Annotated in this window: 21 protein-coding genes and 1 tRNA gene; 9 read left to right on the forward strand and 13 right to left on the reverse strand. The window is 67.0% G+C overall.

Annotated elements, in window-relative coordinates:
- Positions 1-244 precede the first annotated feature (244 nt).
- A complete protein-coding gene (locus OSH07_RS19660) occupies positions 245-913 on the reverse strand; it encodes an exopolysaccharide biosynthesis protein (protein WP_266340386.1) in 669 nt (222 codons plus the stop codon).
- 155 nt (positions 914-1,068) lie between these two features.
- On the opposite strand from OSH07_RS19660, the gene OSH07_RS19665 reads away from it, so the two are divergent.
- Positions 1,069-3,483, forward strand: a complete 2,415-nt coding sequence (locus OSH07_RS19665) for a DUF3772 domain-containing protein (RefSeq protein WP_266340387.1) — start codon at positions 1,069-1,071, stop codon at positions 3,481-3,483.
- Between the two features lie 105 nt (positions 3,484-3,588).
- A complete protein-coding gene (locus OSH07_RS19670) occupies positions 3,589-4,200 on the forward strand; it encodes a CAP domain-containing protein (RefSeq protein WP_266340388.1) in 612 nt (203 codons plus the stop codon).
- On the opposite strand, the gene OSH07_RS19675 is transcribed toward OSH07_RS19670, so the two are convergent.
- Entirely contained in the window at positions 4,190-5,080 is an 891-nt protein-coding gene (locus OSH07_RS19675; protein WP_266340389.1) for a LysR family transcriptional regulator, read from the reverse strand. The two genes, OSH07_RS19670 and OSH07_RS19675, sit on opposite strands and share 11 nt — an antisense overlap.
- An 83-nt stretch (positions 5,081-5,163) precedes the next feature.
- On the opposite strand from OSH07_RS19675, the gene OSH07_RS19680 reads away from it, so the two are divergent.
- Positions 5,164-6,204, forward strand: a complete 1,041-nt coding sequence (locus tag OSH07_RS19680; RefSeq protein WP_266340390.1) for a YeiH family protein — start codon at positions 5,164-5,166, stop codon at positions 6,202-6,204.
- Here OSH07_RS19680 and OSH07_RS19685 read toward each other — a convergent pair.
- Both OSH07_RS19685 and OSH07_RS19690 read right to left on the reverse strand, forming a co-directional pair.
- On the reverse strand, positions 6,167-7,306 hold the full coding sequence (locus OSH07_RS19685; RefSeq protein WP_266340391.1) for a GNAT family N-acetyltransferase: 1,140 nt from the start codon (positions 7,304-7,306) through the stop codon (positions 6,167-6,169). The two genes, OSH07_RS19680 and OSH07_RS19685, sit on opposite strands and share 38 nt — an antisense overlap.
- Complete coding sequence (locus OSH07_RS19690) at positions 7,303-8,742, reverse strand: lipopolysaccharide biosynthesis protein (RefSeq protein ID WP_266340392.1); 1,440 nt, start codon at positions 8,740-8,742, stop codon at positions 7,303-7,305. The genes OSH07_RS19685 and OSH07_RS19690 overlap by 4 nt, the downstream gene beginning before the upstream one ends.
- A 119-nt stretch (positions 8,743-8,861) precedes the next feature.
- Here OSH07_RS19690 and OSH07_RS19695 point away from each other — a divergent pair, with 119 nt between their 5' ends.
- A complete protein-coding gene (locus OSH07_RS19695) occupies positions 8,862-9,152 on the forward strand; it encodes a sulfurtransferase TusA family protein (protein WP_266340393.1) in 291 nt (96 codons plus the stop codon).
- Here the strand turns inward: OSH07_RS19695 and OSH07_RS19700 are convergent.
- From OSH07_RS19700 to OSH07_RS19715, 4 genes are all read right to left on the reverse strand, one after another.
- A complete protein-coding gene (locus OSH07_RS19700; protein WP_266340394.1) occupies positions 9,140-9,670 on the reverse strand; it encodes an NADPH-dependent FMN reductase in 531 nt (176 codons plus the stop codon). The genes OSH07_RS19695 and OSH07_RS19700 overlap by 13 nt on opposite strands.
- Positions 9,671-9,745: 75 nt before the next feature.
- Entirely contained in the window at positions 9,746-10,009 is a 264-nt protein-coding gene (locus OSH07_RS19705; protein ID WP_266340395.1) for a hypothetical protein, read from the reverse strand.
- Positions 10,010-10,123: 114 nt separating this feature from the next.
- Positions 10,124-11,329 carry a CobW family GTP-binding protein gene (locus tag OSH07_RS19710; RefSeq protein WP_266340396.1) on the reverse strand — a complete coding sequence of 402 codons (1,206 nt, stop codon included), beginning with the start codon at positions 11,327-11,329 and terminating at the stop codon, positions 10,124-10,126.
- 40 nt (positions 11,330-11,369) lie between these two features.
- Entirely contained in the window at positions 11,370-12,671 is a 1,302-nt protein-coding gene (locus OSH07_RS19715) for a D-alanyl-D-alanine carboxypeptidase family protein (RefSeq protein ID WP_266340397.1), read from the reverse strand.
- A 385-nt stretch (positions 12,672-13,056) separates the two neighbouring features.
- Between OSH07_RS19715 and OSH07_RS19720 the strand changes: the two genes are divergently transcribed.
- Together OSH07_RS19720 and OSH07_RS19725 are read left to right on the forward strand one after the other, a co-directional pair.
- Positions 13,057-13,770 carry an urease accessory protein UreE gene (locus OSH07_RS19720; protein ID WP_266340398.1) on the forward strand — a complete coding sequence of 238 codons (714 nt, stop codon included), beginning with the start codon at positions 13,057-13,059 and terminating at the stop codon, positions 13,768-13,770.
- 89 nt (positions 13,771-13,859) lie between these two features.
- Positions 13,860-15,029, forward strand: coding sequence for a M20 aminoacylase family protein (locus tag OSH07_RS19725; RefSeq protein WP_266340399.1), 1,170 nt, complete (start codon positions 13,860-13,862; stop codon positions 15,027-15,029).
- Here OSH07_RS19725 and OSH07_RS19730 read toward each other — a convergent pair.
- Positions 14,987-16,006 carry a TerC family protein gene (locus OSH07_RS19730; protein ID WP_266340400.1) on the reverse strand — a complete coding sequence of 340 codons (1,020 nt, stop codon included), beginning with the start codon at positions 16,004-16,006 and terminating at the stop codon, positions 14,987-14,989. The genes OSH07_RS19725 and OSH07_RS19730 overlap by 43 nt on opposite strands.
- A 260-nt stretch (positions 16,007-16,266) precedes the next feature.
- Here OSH07_RS19730 and ilvD point away from each other — a divergent pair, with 260 nt between their 5' ends.
- Positions 16,267-18,123, forward strand: a complete 1,857-nt coding sequence (gene ilvD / locus OSH07_RS19735; RefSeq protein ID WP_266340401.1) for a dihydroxy-acid dehydratase — start codon at positions 16,267-16,269, stop codon at positions 18,121-18,123.
- Between the two features lie 103 nt (positions 18,124-18,226).
- Here the strand turns inward: ilvD and OSH07_RS19740 are convergent, their stop codons facing one another.
- Together OSH07_RS19740 and OSH07_RS19745 are read right to left on the reverse strand one after the other, a co-directional pair.
- Entirely contained in the window at positions 18,227-19,729 is a 1,503-nt protein-coding gene (locus tag OSH07_RS19740) for a M48 family metalloprotease (RefSeq protein ID WP_266340402.1), read from the reverse strand.
- A gap of 3 nt (positions 19,730-19,732) precedes the next feature.
- Positions 19,733-20,521: a thermonuclease family protein gene (locus tag OSH07_RS19745; protein WP_266340403.1), complete on the reverse strand. Its 789-nt coding sequence runs from the start codon at positions 20,519-20,521 to the stop codon at positions 19,733-19,735.
- 380 nt (positions 20,522-20,901) lie between these two features.
- On the opposite strand from OSH07_RS19745, the gene OSH07_RS19750 reads away from it, so the two are divergent.
- Positions 20,902-20,978 (forward strand) — tRNA-Arg (locus OSH07_RS19750).
- Positions 20,979-21,054: 76 nt separating this feature from the next.
- On the opposite strand, the gene OSH07_RS19755 is transcribed toward OSH07_RS19750, so the two are convergent.
- Together OSH07_RS19755 and OSH07_RS19760 are read right to left on the reverse strand one after the other, a co-directional pair.
- Positions 21,055-22,140: a tyrosine-type recombinase/integrase gene (locus tag OSH07_RS19755; protein WP_266340404.1), complete on the reverse strand. Its 1,086-nt coding sequence runs from the start codon at positions 22,138-22,140 to the stop codon at positions 21,055-21,057.
- Between the two features lie 16 nt (positions 22,141-22,156).
- Positions 22,157-22,417: a helix-turn-helix transcriptional regulator gene (locus OSH07_RS19760; protein ID WP_266340405.1), complete on the reverse strand. Its 261-nt coding sequence runs from the start codon at positions 22,415-22,417 to the stop codon at positions 22,157-22,159.
- Between OSH07_RS19760 and OSH07_RS19765 the strand changes: the two genes are divergently transcribed.
- A complete protein-coding gene (locus OSH07_RS19765; RefSeq protein WP_266340406.1) occupies positions 22,416-22,739 on the forward strand; it encodes a DUF982 domain-containing protein in 324 nt (107 codons plus the stop codon). The two genes, OSH07_RS19760 and OSH07_RS19765, sit on opposite strands and share 2 nt — an antisense overlap.
- The last annotated feature ends 9 nt before the right edge of the window (positions 22,740-22,748 follow it).

The following is a 22,748-nucleotide window of genomic DNA, read 5'->3' on the forward strand; positions in this document are numbered from 1 at the left end:
AGCGGCGGCCTCTCTTTTAGAGAAAAGGTTTTCTCAACCGGTTTCAAAAAAAGGGCGGAGGGAATAGCGCCGCCGCCCGGACCGTCTGAGAAAACCTTTTCTCAGGAAAAGCTAGCACAGTTTTTTCGCCGCGCAAGGCGCTCGCGACGTGCCGGTGAAGAAAGTTTTTGGATAGCGGAACAAACGCCCGGATTGCCTCGGTTCCGGAATATCCACGATGGCCGCCGGCGTCGGGGGGAGGGGCTCAGGCCGCGCCCCAGAGGTCGGATGTCCAGCGATAGAGAAAAAGCGACAGTTCCGCGCCGAAGAAGACGATCGCCGAATTCCAGGCGATGGCGACGACGGTGAGCGCCCAGCCGACCAGAACGGCCAGGCCATCCCGCTCGATCAGGCCGAAAGCGAAGACGATGACGGCGAGTGCGGGCAGCTGGTTGCCGAGCGGGATCGGCAGCAGGATCATCACGGCATGGACGAAGATCGGCACGGCGAGGATGAAGGGCGCCAGCCGGCCGGAAAGGAAGGAAAAGCGCGGCCGCAGCATCCATTCGACGCGCCGGAACCAGGGCGCGATCCAGGCGCCGCCGCTGACGACCGGGCCCCGCGGCAGGCTCTGCCGGCGCAGCCATTGCGGCAGGCGCAGCCGGTCGGCGCCGGCGAGAATCTGCAGCGACAGGATCGCCAGCGCGGTGCCGAAGACGAAGCCGGTCGGCAGGCCGGGGATCGGGATGAAGGAAGGCAGCGCCAGCATCAGGATGGAGAGGCCCAGGCCCGCCTCGCCGAGCGCGTCGACCATGTCGCCGAGGCTGACGCGATCCTTCTTCAGCACCGAACCGAGATCGGCCAGGATCGCCGAGGCGGAGCGGGTCCGGAAGAAGGCGGTCGTCGCGTCGTCGGAGGTGGGGTCGGCGGGCAAGCGGCGGATCCTCTACGGTCGTTCGATCGTCCCATATGGGGTGCCGCCGTCGCGACGCCACCCGTGACGGGCATCCTGCGCCGCTTGCATGACACGTCGATTGCGTCCTAACTCCCTATTCTCGTCATCTTTAATCCTATAGCTCAGGCAGCCGCATGATGCGGTACATTGCCCTGCTGGAGATCTGCTTGTTCAGCGCCGCCTCCCCCAGCCGCCGGCCGGCTTCCGTCGACACGCTCCGAGGCGCGGTCGCCGCCTTCCTTCGCCTCGTCGTCGCCGCCTGGCTTTTCGGCGTGCTGGCGGCGGGATCCGCCTGGGCGCAGCCGGAAGATCCGCAGAAGCAGATCAATGCCTGGAATATGTCGCTCGAGAAGATGGACGCCGCCATCGATGGCGACGGCCTGACCGATGCCGACTTCAAGCGGTTCAAGCAGGACACGACCGATATCGTCACGGCGGCCAACGCGCTGGCCGACGCGCTGGCGCCGAAGGTCGAGGCCGCCACAGCGCAGGTCGACCAGTTGAAGCCGACCGGCGCGGCCGACGCGACGGAATCGGACGCGGCGAAGGAAAATCGCCAGCAGGCCGAGCAGCAGCTCGCCGATCTCGCCGGCTTCCAGAAGCAGGCTCTCGCTGTCGCCACGCACGGCTCCTACACGATCTCGCAGATTTCCGAGCGCCGCCGCACCCGCTTCACCGCCGCGCTGCTCGAGCGCAATTCCAGCCTGATCGATCCCGGCCTCTGGGGCGATGCTGCCACCGACGTGCCGGCGATTGCCGGGCGTTCCGGCTCGGTCGTCAGCGAATGGGCGACGGTGATCGCCAATCGCAGCGACCGCTCGGTGATCGCGATCTTCGTAAGCCTGCTGGCCCTGATCGTCATGGTGCTCGTGCCGGGCCGGCGCTTCCTGCTTTCCAAGCTGCGCCGGCCGACCGCCGACCAGCAGCCGACCATGCGCACCAAGGTGATGTCGGCGGCGGCCATCGTCGCGGTCAACGCCTTCCTGCCGCTCATCGTGCTGACCGGCGTGCAGTCGATCCTCAAGGCGCTCGATCTGATGCCCTATCGGATCGATCTGCTCTGGACCGCGACCACGGCGGCGGTCGTCTTCTTCTCGCTCGCCTTCGGCGTGTCGCGCGCCCTCCTGGCGCCGACGCGCAGCACCTGGCGGATGGTCGATCTCGACGACGCGGTTTCCACCCGCGCCTTCCACATCTCGGTCGCAATCGCCGCGCTCGAGGCGCTGGTGGTCGTCCACCAGAGCTTCGCCAAGGTGACGCTGGCGTCGCTGCAATTCGTCATCGCGCTCGACGGCGTGCTGTCGATCGCCATCGCGGTGCTGATCATCAGCATGGTTCGCGTGCTGACCCGGCGGGGTTCGCCGGAGGATGAAGAGAACGACGATCCCGCCGACGAGGATTACGGCCTCGGCCGGATCGCGCTGATCATCGCGGGCCTTTCGGCCGGCATCGCCATCATCGCCAACGTGATGGGCTATGTCGCGCTCGGCCGCTTCATCACCACGCAGACGGTGTGGATCACGGTCGTCATCTCGCTACTCTACCTGCTGATGAAGCTGACGGACGAGATCACCGCCGCCTCGTTCCGTCGCGACGGCGTCGTCGGCAGCCGCCTGATCGGCTCGGTCGGCTTCGCGCCGCGCTCGGTGACGCAGGCCGGCGTGCTGGCCAATGGCGTCGCGCACCTCGTCCTGATCAGCTTCGCCTGCCTCGCCATCGTGGCGCAGTGGGGCGTCGATTCCTCCGGCCTGTTCGAGACGATCCGCCAGCTCTTCTTCGGCTTCAAGATCGGTTCGATCACCATCTCGCTGTCGACGCTCGTCGCCGGCATCGCCGTCTTCATCGTCGGCCTGGTGATCACACGGTCGATCCAGAACTGGCTCGACACACGCTTCCTGCCGACGACGCGGCTCGATTCCGGCCTGCGCAACTCGATCCGCACCAGCTTCGGCTATGTCGGCATGATCTTCGCGGCGACGCTGGCCTTCGGCTATGCCGGCCTCGACCTCTCCAACATCGCCATCGTCGCCGGTGCCCTCTCCGTCGGTATCGGTCTCGGCCTGCAGGCGATCGTCAACAACTTCGTCTCCGGGTTGATCCTGCTCGCCGAACGGCCGATCCGTGCCGGCGACTGGATCACGGTCGGCGCGGAGGAAGGGACGGTCAAGCGCATCAATGTGCGCGCCACCGAGATCGAGACCTTCGACCGCGCCACCGTCATCGTGCCGAATTCGAGCCTGATCACCGGCGTCGTCAAGAACATGGTTCTGCGCGATCGCTCGGGTCGTGTCGTCGTGCCGGTGACGGTCAGCAAGCTCGCCGACGCGGAACAGGTGAAGGCGATCCTGCTCGACTGCGCCAAGGGCCATTCGCTCGTTCTGCGCTATCCGGAGCCGATCGTGCTGTTCCTGAATTTCGGCGAGAAGTCGCTCGATTTCGAGCTGCGCTGCTATCTCGCCGATATCGCCACCGGCGCGACGGTCCGTTCCGACCTGCGCTTCGCCATCCTGAGCAAGCTGAAGGAGGCGGACGTGGCGCTCCCCGGCTGAGCCGCCGCCGATCCTTCTTCTCCTGCGTCGCTTGTCGCTCGCAGTTCGTTAGCGTTTCCTGACTATTCCAGACGTCACCGCGTCCCTTACCCCCGAGGCCGTTCCATGTTCCTCTCTTCCCGGCGCCTGCCCCCGCTGCTTGCCGCACTGACCGCCGCCGCTGTCCTGGCCGGCTGTTCGGAAACGGTCGTCGACACCACGCCGAAATCGCCGGTCTTCTACAACCGGATCGATTCCGCCGGCGCCACGGTCGACCCGCAGGCAGCGGCGAGCCTCATTTCCGGCTACCGCATGAACAAGGGCCTCGGCACCGTCACCGTCGACCCGCTTTTGAACAAGATGGCGGCCGACCAGGCGCGCGCCATGGCCAAGGCTGACAAGGTCAATCATGACGTCGGCGGCAGCTTCCAGCGCCGCCTCGCAGCTTCCGGTTTTGACGCCGGCATCGCGGCGGAAAATGTCGGCGCCGGCTATCGCACGCTCGCAGAGGCCTTCTCCGGCTGGCGCGATTCGCCCCACCACAATGCCAACATGCTGAAGCCGGGCGTTACCAAGATCGGCATCGGCACGGCCTATGCGCCGAACAGCAAGTACAAGGTCTACTGGTCGCTCGTCCTGGCCAAGCCCTATGAGCGCCCGGCCGTGGTCGGCGGCGGCCCGCTGCCCGCCGATGGCAGCACGGTCGTCTCGATCGGCGGCGCCGTCATCAACCGTTAGTCGGCTCCGACAGCAGCGTTTCCAGCGCCCGCGCCGCCTTCGAGCGGTAGCGTTCCTTGTGCCAGACCATGCTGAAGGCGCGCGGCGTCATCTCGAAGGCGACGCGCGCCAGCTTGCCGGCCTCGATATGCGGGCTCGCCACCAGTTCGGAGACGACAGTGGCGTGCTCGCCGGTTTCGACGGCGGCGCGCACGGCCTCGTTGCTGGGCAGTTCCATGTCGACCTGCAGCGTTTCCGGCTGGATGCCGCGGGCCGTCAGCGCCGCCTCGAACACCGAGCGCGTGCCGGAGCCGCGCTCGCGCATCACCCAGCGTGTGGCGGCGATCTCTTCGGGGCCAACCGTCGCGGCCCGGGCCAGGGCATGGCCGGGCGTCGTGACGAGAATCAGCCGGTCCTCGCCGACCGCGCGCGTCGCCAGCGCTGGGTCGTCGATCTCGCCTTCGATGAAGCCGATTTCGGCGAGGCCCTCATGCACGGCATGGCGCACGGTCTCGGTGTTGCCGATCTGCAGATGGATGCCGAGCGAGGGATAGGCGGCGCGGAAGCGCACCAGCGCGGACGGCAGCCAATAGCTCGCGATCGTCTGGCTCGCCTGCACCTCCAGCGTGCCGCGCAGCAGCCCGCCCAGTTCGGCAAGCGCCAGTTCCGCCGCCTGCGCCCGGGCGATCGTGGCCCGCGCCTCGACCAGGAAAACCCGGCCCGCCTCGGTGAGTTCGATCCGCCGTCCGACGCGGTCGAACAGCCGCGCGTCATAGCGGGCCTCGAGCGCATGGATCGCCGAGCTCACCGCCGAGGGCGTCAGCCGCAACGCCTCCGCCGCGCGGGTCAGATGCTCGCGCTCGGCGACCGCGATGAAAATTCTAAGCTGGTCGAGGGTCATGGCATTGTTTGTTCGATTGGGTCGAACGAACAGTAATATATTTCGAAATGGAATGCATGATTGGGCAGGATCATCCTGCCGTCATGATGATTTCCCTTCGTACTCTCCCGTCGCGTCTGCAGGCCCTTGGCCCCGGACTCGCCCTTACTGCGGCGGTCTCGGTGGCCGCCCTCGCCATCGAGCATGTCGAGGCGTCGTTTCTCGGACGTGCCTGGCTCGACGGCGTCGTGCTCGCCATCCTGCTCGGCGTGGCGGTGCGCTCGCTCTGGCGGCCGGGCGCCATATTCCTGCCGGGCGTCACGTTCAGCGCGCGGACGCTGCTCGAGGTGGCGGTCATGCTGCTCGGCGTTTCGATCAGCGCCTCGGTCGTCGCCGCGCAGGGCATGACCCTGCTCGTGGGCGTCGCCGTGGTCGTTGCCTGCGCGATTCTCGTCAGCTACGGCATCGGCCGGACGATGGGCCTCGATCGCGGTATGGCGATCCTGATCGCCTGCGGCAACTCGATCTGCGGAAATTCCGCCATCGCCGCCACGGCTCCAGTCATCCATGCCGACGGCGAGGATGTGGCTTCCGCCATCGCCTTCACCGCCGTGCTCGGCGTCGTCGTCGTGCTGACGCTTCCGCTGCTGATGCCGGTCTTTGGCCTGTCGGTGACGCAATATGGCGTGTTCGCCGGCCTCACCGTCTATGCGGTGCCGCAGGTCCTGGCCGCCACCGCGCCGGTTGCCGCCGCGAGCGTGCAGATGGGCACGCTGGTCAAGCTGCTGCGCGTCCTGATGCTCGGCCCCGTCGTGCTGGTGCTGTCGCTGTTGCAGAGCCGGATCGACGGCGCCCGCATCGACGCCGGCCGTCCCAATTTGCGCCACATGGTGCCGTGGTTCATCCTCGGCTTCATCGGCCTTGGCATGCTGCGTTCGGCCGGCCTGATCCCGGATGTCGTCGTCGCCCATACCGCGCCGGTCTCGGGTTTCCTGACGGTGCTTGCCATGGCGGCGCTCGGGCTCGGCGTCGATGTCCGCTCGGTGGCGCGGGCCGGCATGCGGGTGACGGCGACGGTTGTCCTGTCGCTCGCCGCCCTTGGCTTGATCAGCCTTGTGGCGATGCGGCTGATGGGGGTCGCCTGAGCCGGGCCTTCACCGCCTCGGCCTTCTTGCGGGTGGCGCGCAAGAAGCGGCGGGCGATCGGACGCAGGGTTAGTTCCAGCCTCGCCAGGGCCAGACCCGTCTCGTAACCGATCCCGCCGCCCTTCGGCCCGATCACAAGCGTGCCGATTTCCAGCCGGTCCGGCCAAATCGGATCGACCATCGGGTGGTTGGCGACGGCGATCGAATCGATCCGCTCCACGGCCGGGTCGGCGAGCAGGGCCTTCGACCCTTCCAGCATGACATGGACGCCGGGCGAGAAGCGGGCATAGGCCTCGTCATAGGCGATCTTCCAGGTGACGGCGCTGGCGCCGGCCCGGAAGCTGACCAGCATGGCGACGGCGCGGCCATCGAGCCGGATGGCGTAGATCACAGCGTCGCCGCCCGCGACGGCGGCCCGGGCAAACGCTTTTTCCCGCGGGCGCAGCGCCAGCGCGGTGCCGCGTCGGCCCTTCCAGCCGCTCGCCTCCAGCGCGAAGAAGTCTTCGAGCGTATCGGCGTGCTGGGCCGGATCCGAGATATGCTCGACCGTCACGGCGCCGAGGTCGCCGAGGCGGCGCCATTGCCGCGTCAGTTCCCGGCGTTTCTTGGTCGAGATCGTCTGTAGGAAGGCCGTGGGGTCCGTGCCAGTCCGCTCCAGCTTGGCACGGCGGTGCGTCGCGAGCACGGCGATGGGGCGACCCGCAAGTCCGGCCTGGCGGCGGAGCGCGTCGGCGACGGGGCCTGCCAATGGCAGATAGGGAAATTCGAGGATGGCCCGGCCCGGTCGGCCGCCATCCATGGCGGCGAGCAGTCCGGCCGCGGCCTCGTCGATCGCGCCGGCGTCGAGCAGCGGTGTGCCGAGCGGGCCATGCGGGTGTACCCAGACCGCCATCGCCGGCACGACGCGGCCGAGCCGTGTCGGCCGGATCGGCGCCAGGCCGATGGTCTGGCCGGCGGCATCGGTGATTTCGGCCACCGTCACCCTGGCATCGCCGAGATGTTGTCGCGCCGCGCCCAGGATGCCGGCGGTGAAGAAGGGGTTGTCCCCGGCCGCGCGGGCGGTCAGGTCCGTGGCCGGAGCCTGGGCCGCCGCCTCGCTCACGACGGGCTCTCCGGGCGCGGCGCCAGGCGGATCGTGCCGCGCGGCCCCAGCACATGTAGGATCGAGCAGCGTAGCTTCAGCCGCCAGCGCACCGCCAGGTAGACGGCGAGCGTCTCGAGGCAGAGCGCCAGCGAGGTGGCGATCGCCGCGCCCTCCAGCCCGAAATGCGGGATCAGCGTGTAGTTCAGGATCAGGTTGACCAGGAAGGTGCCGGCATAGACGGCGGCGCAGATGCGCTGTTCGCCGGCCATGGTCAGGATGCTCTCCGCCGGGCCGATGGCGGCGCGGACGAGCAGGCCGGCGGCGAAGATGAAGATCAGCGGAAAGCCGGAAACGAAGCTCGCGCCGAACATCGACAGCAGGAAGCGGCCGCAGGCGAGCAGGACGAGGACGGCGACGACGGAGGGCCAGAAGGTCCAGTGCAGCGAATCGCGCACGGTCGCTTCGAAGCGGACGCGGTCGCCGGAGGCGTAATATTGCGAGAAGCGCTGCATAGTGGCGGCGCGGACGGCGAAATAGACGAAATGCACGAGCGCCAGCGTCTTCACCGTGGCGAAATAGACGGCGACTTCCTCCGGCGCGCGCAACTGGCCGACGATCAGGATGTCGACATTGGTCAGCAGGTTGAAGAAGCCCTCGACCAGGAAGATCGGGAAGGCGACCGCGATCCAGGTGAAGGAGCGATAGTGGCGGACGCCCGGGGCCACCACCTTGCGCGTGCGATAGGCGAGCGCCGCCATCTGCAGCAGGCTGGTCAGATAGGTGGCGAGGATCGCCGTCGTCATCGCCGTGGTCGCGTCGGGAACGGCGCCCATTTCGAGCGCGGCGAAGGTGAAGGCGATGATCAGGACGGGGCGGATGATGAAGGTCGGCCAGAGCGCCAGGTCGGCCCAGTTGAAGCCGCGCGCCAGCCCGTCCTGGATCTCGCCGATCGCCAGCATGGGAATGCAGATCGCCGCCAGATAGAGCGGCATGACGTAGTATCCGGCGATCTGATCGCGGAACAGGAAGATGCCGACCAGGCCGATGGCGCCGATCAGCGTCGCGGTGGCGAGGCCATGCACGCGGCTGCCGATCAGGATGCCACGCAGCAGCGCCAGTTCGTTGCGCGCCGCATATTCCGGCACGAAGCGGACGACGGCGGTCTGGATGCCGAGGCAGGCGAGGCCGCCGATGATCACGGCGCCGACCCAGACGACGACATAGACGCCATATTCGAAATCGCCCATCCAGCGCGCCAGCAGCACCTGGCTGACATAGGCGATGACGGCGGAGAGCACGCGGATGGTGAAGGCGGTCAGCGCCATGCGCTGCGCCACGGCGCGATCGTCGCGGCCCGTCACGATGTTGTCGGCGATGGCGGCGAAGCGGGAAAGCCGGGCGCGCAGCGCCGCCGGCGCAAGGCGCTCGACCATGCCGACGAAGGAAACACGCAACGGGCAGGGCTCCTGGATCAGGATCGCGTTCGGGGACCGGGTTCACCTTCTAGGGCGTTCTGCTTTAAGAAAGCGTTCGCCGGCCGGGGAGCCGGCAGAGACAGGATGCGCCGAACGAGATGATGGACGAAGCCGAAGCGACGCGCGGCGCGGATGCCGACCGCTTTCTGGATGCGCGCGGGATCGCCTGTCCCCTGCCGGTATTGAAGGCGCGCAAGCATCTTGCCGGCATGGCGCCGGGCGAACGGCTGCGGGTCGAGGCGACCGATCCGATGGCGGCGATCGATCTCCCGCATCTCTGCCAGGAGGACGGTCATTTGCTTGTGCGGCAGGAGCGGTTCGAGGAGGCCGGCCGCACCATCCTGCGCTTCGTCATCGAGCGCGGCACGCGCGTGGCTCAGTCGGACTGAACGGCCGAAAGAAGCGCCGCGAGGCCCGTCTCGATCGTGGGCCGGAGAGCCGGATCCGCCGCGATCGCCCCTGCCTCCATGCCTTTGGCGATCAGGGCGACGCTGATTGCCGCCTCGTCGACGACGCGGCCCGACATTGTCGTCAGCACCAGGCGAAGCTGTGATTGCGCGTCGGAGGCGCGGGGCGAGGCGTTGAAGAGCGCGATCGGCTTGCCGGGGAATTCATGACCGCCGACCAGCCAGTCGAGCGCGTTCTTGAACGCGCCGGGGATGCCGCGCGCATACTCCGGGCAGGAGATCAGCAGGGCGTCGGCATTATCCACGCGGGCGCGCAGCGTCGCGACCGGCGCGGGAAGCGGTCCGGCCTCGATGTCCGGATTGAAATGCGGCAGTTCGCCGATGCCCTCGTAGTGTTCGAACGTCACTCCCGCCGGCGCAATCAGTTCGGCGGCGCGCAGCAGCGACCGGTTGGAGGACGCCGCGCGCAGGCTGCCGCAAAGGGTGAGGACATGAACCATGGCGGACCGAATCGCTCCATCGTGACGGGAGCGTCATGATGCCGGAGCGATCCGGATCCGCCAGGGGCTTCCGCGTCAGCCGAGATAGCGGACCTTGCCGCCCTTGGTGACGATGCAGTTGAACTGCGCGTCGTTGATCACGAGCCCGAATTCATAGGTGTTGCTGTGGATCCTGGCACGATTGATATGCACGTTGCCGCGCAGCGAGTTGTGCTTGATGGCGGCCTGGTTGATGCAGATGTTCTTCGCCGCGGACTGCGTAACCGCCTGCGCCTCGATCGGGATCAGCGGCAGGAAAGCGGCAATCGACACGGCGGCGACGGCAATTTTCATCGACATCTTGGGTCTCCTTCCGGTTGCATCTGCAGCCTCAACGGCGATTTTTCCGTTCAGTTCCCGCTCGGGTTCGGCGATTTTTCCGAAGTCCTTTTTGCGGGGATGACCGGAATGGCGCTAGGGCCGGAAGACGCCGGAAAAGCCCGAAATGGCGAGTGGATTGTCGGCGATCGTTGTTGCATCCGCCGTGTCGGTCTGCGGCAGGTCGGAGAAGGCGCCGACGATGGCGCGCTCGGCTGCCTCGGGGAGATCGCGCACGATCAGCACCAGTCGCGAGCGGTGGTCGTCGCTCGGCCAGGCCGGGAGCCGGGCAGGCGGGTGGAAGATCGTCTGCGCCGCCTGGATCACCAGCGGCCGGTCCGGCGCGTCGGCGGTCTGCACCAGCCCCTTCAGCCGCAGCAGGCTCGGGCCGTGCTCGCGGGCCAGCCGGTCGAGGAAATCATCGAGGGCATGGCGGGAGATCGGCGTCGCGCGCGTCGCCGTGAACGAACGGATGCGCGCATCGTGGCGGTTGACGTCGTGCGCCTGCGGGTGGGCGTGGCCATGATGGTCATGGCCGTGATCATGGTGGTGCCCATGATCCCCATGGTGGTCGTGGTGATGATGGTGGTGGCCGGCGTGATCCTGCGCCTCGGCCGCCAGCCAGCCGACGACGTCGGCGATCTTTCCCTCGGTGGTGAAGGGCTGCGTATCGAACAGATCCGCCGGCTGGACGTCGTCGCGGCCGGCCTCGAGGACCTTCGCGCCGGGGTTCAGGGCGAAGATGCGGTCGCGGATGGCCGGGTCGGCTTCGTCGAGGTCCGTCTTGGTCAGCACGATCCGGTCGGCGACGGCGATCTGCCGGTTCGCCTCGTCCGAGATGTCGAGGGTGTGCGCGCCGTTGACGGCATCGACCACGGTGACGACGCCGTCGAGCCGGTAGCGCATCGAGAGATAGGGGTGGAGCAGCACGCTCTGCAGCACGGGCGCCGGATCGGCGAGGCCGGTGGTTTCGATCACGACCCGGTCCAGACGTTCGATGCGGTGATTGTCGAGCGCGCGCAGCAGGTTTTCGAGCGTCGTGACCAGCTCGCCGCGGATGGTGCAGCAGAGGCAGCCGGAGGAAAGCTCGATGACGCCATCCTCGGATTCGCCGACCAGCAGGTGGTCCAGCCCGATCTCGCCGAATTCGTTGACGATGACGGCTGTGCCGGCCAGCGTCGGGTCGCGCAGGAGGCGGTTCAGCAGGGTCGTCTTGCCGGCGCCCAGGAAGCCGGTCAGCACGGTGAGCGGAATCGGCTTCGGGCGCTGGCGGGCGGGGCGGGCTTCGGTTTGCTGGGGCATGGCGGGATCGGGAACTGGGCCACGGAACGGGCCGTTGGCATCACTGCGTGACGGCGAGGGCGGAATCCGGCAGCGGCGCGACGTCGGTCGAATCGAACGGCACGCCGAGCTCGATTTTCGGCTTGGCCGGCGCCTTCGCCTTGACCGGCTTCTCGTCGGCCTTCTTCACCGGCTTGGGGACGGGCTTGGTGGCCGTCTTCTTCTCGCCATCCTTCTTTTTCGCAGCCTTGCCCTTCTGTTTCTTCTCGAGCTTGGCGGCCGCGGCCGCGGCGGCGGCCGCTTCGTCCTCGGCTTCGGCGACGGCGGCCGGCTTGATCGACCCGTCCGGGTTGCGGACGCCGAGCGTCGAAACGACGACGGGCTCCATCAGCTTGACGCGCGGCTGCAGCGCGCTCGGCAGGTTCGGCGCGGCGGCTGTCTCCGCCTCGTGCTCGCCGCGATCCTTCTTGCTGCAGATATCCTCGCGCATGTTGATCGCGCCTTCGACCGGCGAGGCGCCGCGGAAGCTGGCGAGCGACGGGCGGCTGCCGGAAAGCGCCAGGCTGCCGAAGCTCTGGTTCAGCAGACGAGCCGTTAGCTCGGCGCGCTCCTTGGCGGTGCTGGCGCCGAGAACGACGGCGGCGAGCGTGTGGCCGTCGCGCGATGCGGTCGCCACGACGTTGAAGCCCGAGGCGCAGATGAAGCCGGTCTTCATGCCGCTGGAGCCCGGATAGCGCTCGAGCAGCGAGTTGGCCGATTTCAGCACGCGCTTGCCGGAACGGATCGCCGTGATGCCATAGAGCTCGCGCCGCTCGGGAAACTCGGTCCAGAGTGCCCGCGCCAGCACGGCGAGATCGCGCGCCGTGGTGTACTGGCCTTCGCCGGGCAGGCCGTTCGGATTGATGAAATGGGTATTCGTCATGCCGAGGCGAGCCGCTTCGGCGTTCATCATGGCGACGAAGCCTTCCTCGCTGCCGCCGACCGTCTCGCCGATCGCCATGGCGATGTCATTGGCCGAGTGGACCAGCATCATCTTCAGCGCATTGTCGAGGTCGATGACGGTGCCGACCTTGAAGCCCATCTTGCTCGGCGGCTCGTCGAGCGCGTGGCGCGAGACGATGATCTGGCTCGCCAGCGTTAGCTTGCCGGCGCGCAGCGCCTTGAACACGACATAGGCGTTCATCAGCTTGGTGACAGAGGCGGGATACCATTCCTGGTGCGGATTGCGCGCCGCCAGCACCTTGCCGCTGTCCATGTCGACGACGACGTAGGGCGTTTCCACTGCGGATGCCGCGTTCACGCCAAGGCCGATCAGCAGGATGAGTGCGAAGAACCGGGCGATCGATCGGGTCACGAAGTGCATGTCTGGCTTTGTCCGTCTCGGGGAGGTCGCAGTACCGACGGGGCCGGCGCGTCCGACCTGAATAACCGATCTGGGGCTCGATTGGCAAAGCGACCATTCGGCCAGGACCGATCACAATCCCGAAGTCCTTGGAACCAGAGTGGAAATTTCTGTAGGATCCGGATGCCGCGCGGACAGGCTTTCGCAAGGAAATCCGCGAAATCTGGCAAGTGAATCAGCTCGTGAATCGGCGTGGCGGCACGCCGGCTTTGCATGGCCGCATGGTATGACGTAGCGTTATGGCCTAGATTGGGGGCATGGACCGCCGCGTGCGGGGCAGGCGGCGCGTCGGAAATTGCCGGGCCGACATCATGTTCGGGACCGGCCTGTCGTGATGAGGCGCCCGATGATCCGCGCAACCGCCGTTCTTCCCGCCGGTTCCTGGACCGGCCCCCCGGCCGACACCATCCTGCTCGACTATGACGCGCGCCATCGCCGCCGGCTCGCCATATCGGGCAGGGCCGGCGTGTCTTTTCTGCTCGACCTGCCGATGGCGCTCGGCCTGCGCCAGGGCGACGGGCTGCTGCTCGAGGATGGCCGCATCATCGCGGTCGAGGCCGCCGCCGAACCGCTGGTCGAGATATCAGCCGCCAGCCCGGCCCAGCTGAGCCGCATCGCCTGGCATATCGGCAATCGCCAATTGCCGATCGAGATCGTCGGCGAGCGCCTGCGCATTCGGCCCGATCCGGCCGTGGAGGCCACGCTGGCCGGGCTCGGCGCCGCTACGCGGATGATCGAGGCGCCGTTTGATCCGGAGGGCCCGCCCAGTACGGAGGAGGACGGGCCTTGGGCCGGCTTCTGGCAGGGCTTTGGCGACGGAAAGTTCTTTTCGGAGAGCTTCGGCGCCTCGTCGGGACCGGGACATGCTTCGGCACGCGGAAGTTTCCATCGCGATGGTCCGGTTTTCGCGGAGGCGCATGGCAACGCGCATGCGAGCGGCCGCTCTCGGCATTCCTACACGCGGTCGGAGAGCCACGCCCGCAGCCCGGCCCATCCGCAGCACGATCATTCGGAGCCGGAGGACCGGGACCCGGATGGGCCGAATCCCCGTCAGGGTTGAGTGCATGGGAAAAGCAAACCGGATCGTGATTTCTTGCTGCGCTGCAGCTAGAGTGGGGCTTCGTGCTGTAGATCCTGCGGAGTTCCGGAATGCCGATCGTCAATCGTCTCGCCGAATATCAGGACGAGCTGGCCGCGTGGCGGCATGATCTGCACCAGCATCCGGAGATCCTCTACGACGTGCATCGGACCGCCGCCTCGGTGGCTGCGCGGTTGCGGGAGTTCGGCGTCGACGAGGTCGTGACCGGCCTTGGCCGCACCGGCGTGGTCGGCGTCATCCGCGGCCGGCGCGGCGAGGGCGGCCGGACGGTGGGGCTGCGCGCCGACATGGACGCGCTGCCGCTGACGGAGATCACCGGCAAGCCCTATAGCTCCACGATCCCTGGCAAGATGCACGCCTGCGGCCATGACGGCCACACGGTGATGCTGCTTGGAGCCGCCAAGTATCTGGCCGAGACCCGCAATTTCGATGGCACCGCGGTCGTCATCTTCCAGCCGGCCGAGGAGGGCGGCGGCGGTGGCCGGGCCATGGTCGAGGACGGGCTGATGGAGCGGTTCGGCATCGACGAGGTCTATGGCATGCACAACATGCCGGGCCTCGACCTCGGCAAGTTCGCGATCCGGCCGGGCCCGATCATGGCGGCGACGGACGAGTTCAACCTCAGCATCGCCGGTCTCGGCGCCCATGCCGCCAAACCGCATCTGAGCCTCGACCCGATCGTCATCGGTGCGCAACTGGTGCAGGCGATGCAGACGATCGTGTCCCGCTCGGTCGATCCGCTCGAATCCGTCGTCGTCTCGGTTACGAAGTTCCACGCCGGCGAGGCGCACAACATCATTCCGCAGACCGCCGCTCTCGGCGGCACGGTCCGCACGCTGAAGGCGGAGATGCGGGATCTCGCCGAGAGGCGGATCCGCGAGATCGCCGCCGGCATCGGCGCCGCCCATGGCGTCAGCATCGAGGTCGACTACGACCGCAACTATCCGGTGACGGTCAACCATGTCGCCAACACCCTCTTTGCCGGCGATATCGCCTCGGAGATCGTCGGCGGCGATCGCGTCGATCGCGACGTGGCGCCGATGATGGGCGGCGAGGACTTCTCCTACATGCTGGAGAAGCGGCCGGGCGCCTTCATCTTCATCGGCAATGGCGACTCGGCCGGGTTGCACAACCCGGCCTACGACTTCAACGACGACGCCCTGCCGATCGGCGCATCCTACTGGGTGCGTCTGGTCGAGACGTCGCTGGCGCCGGCCTGAAACGCGGCGCGGTCGTCGCGCCGCGTCTTCCACAGCGAGAGGATGACGCCGCCGCCGAGCAGGCCCAGCGTCGAGCCGAGCGAGAGCAGCGTATCGACCGGCCCGACCAGGTGGGTCCAGAAGATCTTGCCGCCGACCAGCACCAGCACGAGCGCCAGCGCGTATTTCAGGTAGTCGAACCGGTGCACCATGGCGGCGAGCGCGAAATAGAGCGCGCGCAGGCCGAGAATGGCGAAGATGTTCGAGGTGTAGACGATGTAGGGATCGGTCGTGATCGCGAACACGGCGGGCACGCTGTCGACCGCAAAGACGATATCGGCGATCTCGATCGAGACCAGCGCCAGGAACAGCGGCGTCGCCACCCAGTGCATCTTGCCGTCGGCCTTCTTCACATGGGTGAAGAAGTTGTGGCCGTCGAGCGTCGGCGAAACCGGGATCATGCGCCGGACCAGCTTCAGGATGCGGCTCTTCTCCAGATCCATCGGCTCGTCGCCAGCAAACAGCATCTTGATGCCGGTGATGATCAGGAAGGCGCCGAAGAAGTACAGGATCCAGCCGAAGGACGAGATCAGCGCCGCGCCGAGGCCGATCATGATGGCGCGCAGCACCAGCACGCCGAGAATGCCCCAGAACAGTACCCGGTGCTGGTAGGCGCGCGGAATGGCGAAGGCGCCGAAGATCAGCGAGATGACGAAGATGTTGTCGAGCGCGAGGCTCTTCTCGACGACGAAGCCGGTCAGGTAGAGCATGCCGGCGTCGGCGCCGAGGTCATACCAGACCCAGCCGCCGAAGAGCAGGGCGACGCCGATATAGAACGAGGAGAGGATGAGGCTGCGGCGGATGCCGATCTCGTGATCGCCGCGGTTGAGCACACCGAGATCGAGGACGAGAAGCGTCGCCACGACGCCCACGAACAACGCCCACGCGACCGCGGACTTGCCGAGAAACTCGGCACCGAGAAATGAAACGATATCCATGAGTCACGAGCACAGGTCGCCGGGCCAATAGGCTCAAGGGTCCGACATCGCGGTGGGCGACACACCGCCAGAGGGGCCCGGACCCCACTCGTTCGGGACAAATGGCACCCGGATCGGTGACTCGCAAGGGTCTGGATGGAGGAATTTTCTCGACATCCCCCCCGCTTTGGTGCAACCAACCCTAGCCACCACCTCCCTCGGACGTTCCGCTCGATCGGCAGCGCCTTATATGAGGGAGACCGCAGTAGATCGAGGTCATCATGCCCGCCTATCGTTCCCGTACCTCCACCCATGGCCGCAACATGGCCGGCGCGCGCGGCCTTTGGCGCGCCACCGGCATGAAGGATGGCGATTTCGGCAAGCCGATTATTGCGGTGGTAAACTCGTTCACGCAGTTCGTCCCCGGCCACGTCCACCTGAAGGACCTCGGCCAGCTGGTGGCGCGCGAGATCGAGAAGGCCGGCGGCATCGCCAAGGAATTCAACACGATCGCCATCGATGACGGCATCGCGATGGGGCATGACGGCATGCTCTATTCGCTGCCGTCGCGCGAGATCATCGCCGACTCGGTCGAGTACATGGTCAACGGCCATTGCGCCGACGCCATGGTCTGCATTTCGAACTGCGACAAGATCACCCCCGGCATGCTGATGGCGTCGCTGCGCCTCAACATCCCGACGATCTTCGTCTCCGGCGGCCCGATGGAAGCCGGCAAGGTGGTTCTCTCCGATGGCAAGATGCACGCGCTCGACCTGGTCGACGCCATGGTCGCCGCCGCCGACGAGACGGTGTCGGATGCCGACGTCAAGCTGATCGAGCAGAACGCCTGCCCGACCTGCGGCTCCTGCTCGGGCATGTTCACGGCCAATTCGATGAACTGCCTGACCGAGGCGCTCGGCCTGTCGCTGCCCGGCAACGGCTCGACGCTGGCGACGCACGCCGATCGCAAGCGCCTGTTCATCGAGGCCGGCCACCAGATCGTCGATATCACCCGCCGCTACTACGAGCAGGACGACGAGAGCGTGCTACCACGCAACGTCGCCTCGTTCGGCGCGTTCGAAAATGCGATGACGCTCGATATCGCCATGGGCGGCTCGACCAACACGGTCCTGCACATCCTGGCGGCCGCGCATGAAGGCGAGATCGATTTCGACCTCGACGACATCGACCGCCTGTCGCGCCACGTTCCCGTGCTCTGCAAGGTCGCGCCGGCCAAGCAGGACGTGCACATGGAAGACGTCCATCGCGCCGGCGGCATCATGGCGATCCTCGGCGAACTCGCCCGCGGCGATCTGCTGAACCTCGACCTGCCGACCGTCCATTCGTCGACCATGGCCGAGGCGATCGCCCGCTGGGACATCCGCCAGACCAACAGCGAGAGCGTGCGCGAATTCTACCGCGCGGCGCCGGGCGGCGTGCCGACGCAGACGGCCTTCAGCCAGGACCGCCGCTGGACCGATCTCGACCTCGACCGCGAGAAGGGCGCGATCCGCGACGTGCCGAACGCCTTCTCCAAGGATGGCGGCCTCGCCGTGCTGAAGGGCAACATCGCGCTGAACGGATCGGTGGTGAAGACCGCCGGCGTCGACGAGTCGATCCTGAAGTTCACCGGCCCCGCCGTGATCTTCGAGAGCCAGGACGACGCCGTGCTCGGCATCCTGAACAAGAAGGTCAAGGCCGGCGACGTCGTGATCATCCGCTACGAGGGTCCCCGCGGCGGCCCCGGCATGCAGGAAATGCTCTATCCGACCAGCTATCTGAAGTCGCGCGGCCTCGGCAAGGCCTGCGCGCTGGTGACGGACGGCCGCTTCTCCGGCGGCACGTCGGGCCTCTCCATCGGCCATGTTGCCCCCGAGGCGGCGGCCGGCGGCGCCATCGGCCTGGTCGAGGAAGGCGATACGATCGAGATCGACATCCCGAACCGCATCCTGCGCATCAAGATCTCCGACGAGGAGCTTGCCGCGCGCCGCGCCGCCATGGACGCCCGCGGCAAGGACGGCTGGAAGCCGGTCAAGCCGCGCAAGCGCAACGTGACGACCGCGCTCAAGGCCTATGCCGCCATGGCGACCAGCGCCGACAAGGGCGCCGTCCGCGACGTCAGCCGCTTCGACGTCTGATCCGACGGATCCTCGGAAATGAAAAAGGGCGCCTCCTGGCGCCCTTTTTGTTGTCTGGTCTTGCGTTGCGTTGCGATGCGAGGGCACGAGGGGCCGACGCGCCTCAATCGTCGATGATCTTGACCTTGTCGCCGACGGGCGGCAGCGCATTGCCCTTGATATCGTTCAGGATGCGGAAGAGATCCGCCGGCCGGTCGACGCCGTTCATCCGCCGGGAGAGGCTGTCGACCGTGTCGCCTGTCTTCACCGTCACCAGCTGGACGCGCAGCGGCTTCAGCGCGGCGGCTTCCTGTGGCGACAGCTTGCGGAAGCTCTGCACCGTTTCCATCGTCGCCTGCTCGAGGCCGGGCGTATCCGTCTCGTTGGCGAAGATGAAGCGATAGGTGGCGCTGGCGCCGACCCGGATCACGGCGATGCGGAACACCCAGCCCTTGGCCTCGGCGCGCGCCGAAGCGGCCTCGAGGCCGTTGACCGTGAAGCTCTTGATCGAATTGCGGTCGAGCCCGTTGACCCAGCCTGACGCGATGTAGTCGGCCAGCGCCGTGCCGACAGGCAGGTTGGCGCCGTCGAAGCGCAGCGCCGTGCCGTCCGGCGCCGTCGCCAGCACCGCATCCGCCGTGTTGTCGAGCACGAACCCGTTCGGCACGGTGAAGCCGACGCCCAGCGTCGGGTGATAGAAATTCTTGCCGCGGACGAAGCCCTGCGAGCGGTCGTCGCCATAGAGCATGCCGTCGATGCCTTGCAGGTAGCGGTCGCGGTCGACCTCGCCGATGCCCGGCGCGCCGAACTGGCGGGCAGCGCGGATGGCGAAATCGACGCGCTGCGGCGTCGCCGGGTGCGAGGCGAGGAAGTCCGGTCGCTTGTCCTGTACGCTGCCGGCCGACTTGTAGGCGGCGAAGCGGCCCATCAGGTCGAGGAAGCGGGCCGCGGCGAAGGGATCGTAGCCGGCCTTGCCGATGGTGCGGACGCCGATCGCGTCGGCCTCCAGCTCCTGCTGCTGCGAGAAGGCGGCGAGCGTCCGCTGGCTGGAGGCGAGCGCCAGCTGGCCGGCGTCGCCGTCCTGCAGCACGTCGGTGACGACGCGGCTGACGATCATCGCGGCGCGCGCCTTGTTCTGGCGCTGCATGGCGTGGTTGGCGGTGACGTGGCCCATCTCGTGCGCGATGACGGCCGCGACTTCGGAGGAATCGTTCGCCAGCGCCAGCAGGCCGCGCGTCACATAGAGATAGCCGCCCGGCAGCGCGAAGGCGTTGACCGAGGGCGTGTTCAGGATGGTGATGCGATAGGATTGCGACGGGTCGTCGGAGGCGGCGACGATGCGGCCGACGATGCGGGCCACCGTCTTCTCCAGCTTGTCGTCGTGATAGACGCCGCCGAAGCTCGCAACGATGCGCGGATGCTCCTGCGCGCCGATGCGGGCCTGCTCGGGATCGACCGGGGGCGGCGTCGCCGCGCCGGCCGTCGTCTGCGGCGGGCCATAGGTCTGCTCGAGCACGGTTGTGCAGCCGGCGAGCAGCAGGCTCGCCGTGAGGATCGCCGCCTTCCAGAGAAGCGCGCCGGGGGAGCTCGACCGCTCCCTATCCAGTGTGGCACCGAATGCCGTCATTCTTCACCATTGGTCCAACAGTTCGAGCTGCTCGGGATGCGTGACCCGCAAGCTCGGTCCGTCGTGACTCTCGATCCAGCCCCTCAGTCTTACCCGTTGCCCCCTCAAGGCCGCCACGGCGATGCCGTCCTCGGCCAAGGCCGCGATGGCCTCGGCGGTCACGACAGCCGTGAAATCCGTCGACCAGTCACGCCCGAAATCGAGATAGGCGATCGGGCCGCGCTCGCCGACGGAAACGACCCTTCCTTCAACCAGATCATATACATCGTGCCGGGTTGCAAGCCCGGGATCGGTCGCAGGGCGGATGGCGTAGTATGGATCGGGCCAGAGGCCAAGCCCTGATTTGCGCGCGTCCCTTTCAACCTTCATCAAAGCGCCGACACATTGACGATTGTCGGCGAAGGAATAGACGCGGGCGAGGCCGCTCGCCACCATCTCGCGCTGCAGCCACAGCACCTCGCCGTCTTCGGGCAGGATCTCGACATGCGCCAGCGCGCGGCCATAACGGTCGCGCCGGGCGCCGCCATAGCGCAGTTGCGCCGCCTGGCCGAGCGCCATCCGCTCCAGCGCTGTCTTCGCTTCCTCGGCCAGCGGCCAGGCGGTGAAATCCGGTCGGCCGAGCGGCAGTTTCGGCGCCTGGATGCCGACCAGCCGGACCTCGAGGCCCGAATCGAGCACGAGCGTGTCGCCGTCGACGACGCTGGCGACCAGTCCGGTCTCGCCGTCGACGAGCCGGCATTCGTTGGGCCCCGCCGTCCTTTCGGCCGGCTCCGCCCCGGTCGCAGCTGTCATCATCGCTCCCAGTATCAGCAGGACACGCCCGAGCCGGCTGCCCGGCATCCGAAGACGCCGTCGAGCTTCCGGCACGACCCGCGACGCCCATCCGGCACGACGCTTCGTCCCCATCCTTGATCCTGCTTCCCCCGTCCTTGTGTCATCGTCATGGCGGGCATGCGGCATCGTCTCATGGCAGACGGATCGGCGCATCAGGAAATCCGGCATGGCGGGGCTGCGGCGCCCGCACGACTCGGGCAGGCGGCATCCGTATGCAGCGGTCGATTCCCGCGCAGATTTCTGGCGGTGGCTCTTGAAAACGACGCGACAATCGGACCATAAGCATGTCGCCCGTCCGGCCCGCCGGATGGCGCCATGCTGCCTCGGCGGCCGCTTAAGTCCCGGTAGCTCAGCAGGATAGAGCAACGGTTTCCTAAACCGTAGGTCAGGGGTTCGAATCCCTTCCGGGACACCAATACTCTTTAAAATCAATAAGTTACAAACAAAATGACCGGTGTTGTCAAAAACTGATGGCGCCTGTTTGTTCTCGGCTATTCCGAGGCCTGCTCAACCCTGCGGAGGACGTTCTCTGCGAGCGCGCGTTGGCGGGCACCCTTGGTGTAGCGGTCGACTTCCTTCCGAGTCGTGTGGCCAGTGATCGCCATAATCTCCGCGTCGGTGCATCCAAGCTCCGCCAGGCGCGAGGCGGCCGCCTTTCTGAGGCCGTGCGCGGAACAGTCCGGCAACCGCGCTTCGTCGCACCACTGGCGCATTTTGTTGCCGAACCCGTTGCTGGTGAACGGCTTGCCATAGTCCGTCATCAGGAAGGTGAGATCGCCGCATGGCGACGCGTCGATGACCTTCTGGAGCTCTGGGACGATCGGGATCTGCATGCGGATCGGATTGCGCTTGCGCCCTTTGAACTGAGTGAAGAACAGCCACCCGTCGCGGACGTGTTGCCTGCCGAAGGTCACCATGTCGCTGCGACGCTGCCCCGTGTAAAGCAGCAAGGCGAAGGCGAGCCGAGCTCGCGAGCCCAACGGGTGGGTACGCTCGAACTGCTCCACTTCGTCCAGCGTCCATGAATGGAAGCCGTCGCCCATGACCTTCAGGTTCCGGACGTCGCGGGCGATGTTGTAGGTCAGATCGTCGTCGACCTCTGCCTCAATGGCCCAAGAAAGCATCTGCCGAATCGCCTTCAGGCGGCCATTGGCGGCATTGGGGAAATCGGCCTTGCGGTCGCGAAGCACCTTGATCGCCTTCGCAGTCAGCATGTTGACGGGGCAGTCGCCGAACGTCTCGCTGGCATCGGGCCGAATCGGTTCCTTCAGGCACTTTTCGATGACAAGCTGCCGGACCCTTTGAGTTGATTTTTCGAGCGCCCGGAACTCCCTCGACCGTTCGTACTGCCGCCAGATGCTCTCCAGAGTGTTCTGCGGCGGCGGCGGTGCGAAACTCTTTGTGGCGGGCCGGTGTTCGGCTCCCTCGGCGAGGCGCCGATGCGCTTCGGCAAAGGCCTCAGATTGCGGGTCGTCGGGGAGGCGGGTCGAGCCGCCGTTCGGCGGCCGATAGTACAAGCGCTCGGTGCCATATCGGTCCCGATGTCGATAGACATATTTGGGTAGGGGTCGCTTCATCGCGGCTTCCTTTCGGTCAGACGCCGAAAGCCCATTTGCCTTTCTCGGCGTCTTCGCTAGTTGGCAGCGCCGAGAAGGCTTCGTCCAGCCCGTATCGATCCCAGATGGTGCGGGCATTGATCCGTTTCGGCTTTGGCATGCGGCCATCCTTGACCATCTCGTCGAATAGCGTTGCCGAGATCCCGATATAAGCGGCTGCCTCCGCGCGCGAGAGGCCGCGCGGAGGCAGCGACAGCGGCAAGATATCCCGGGGGCTACGCGCGGCGGCGCTAGTCATGGCTCAGCGCCCCTCTATATCCCCGCGGATGCTTCATCATTTCGAACCCGTTCACGTCTGGGAAGGGATCGGCAAGCACCGAGCGATCAGCGATGTCGAGCGCGCGGCCGAGTGGCTGCTGGAGCGGTGGCCGCCAGCCTTCTCGGACACGGCGGCGCACGCGGCGGCTCGGCTGGCGTGCCTTGAGGCCTGGGAGGACAGTCTGCCGGCCGAATACGCCCGCGCCGCGTTCATCGTGGCAGCGCGCGAGGCGGGCATCCTTGTGCCGGAGGAAATCACCGGCCGACCTGGACGAGCGGGCAGAGTGGTGCCCGGCCGGTAGGGCAAGCGC

Source organism: Kaistia nematophila (assembly GCF_026343855.1).
GTDB lineage: Bacteria > Pseudomonadota > Alphaproteobacteria > Rhizobiales > Kaistiaceae > Kaistia > Kaistia nematophila.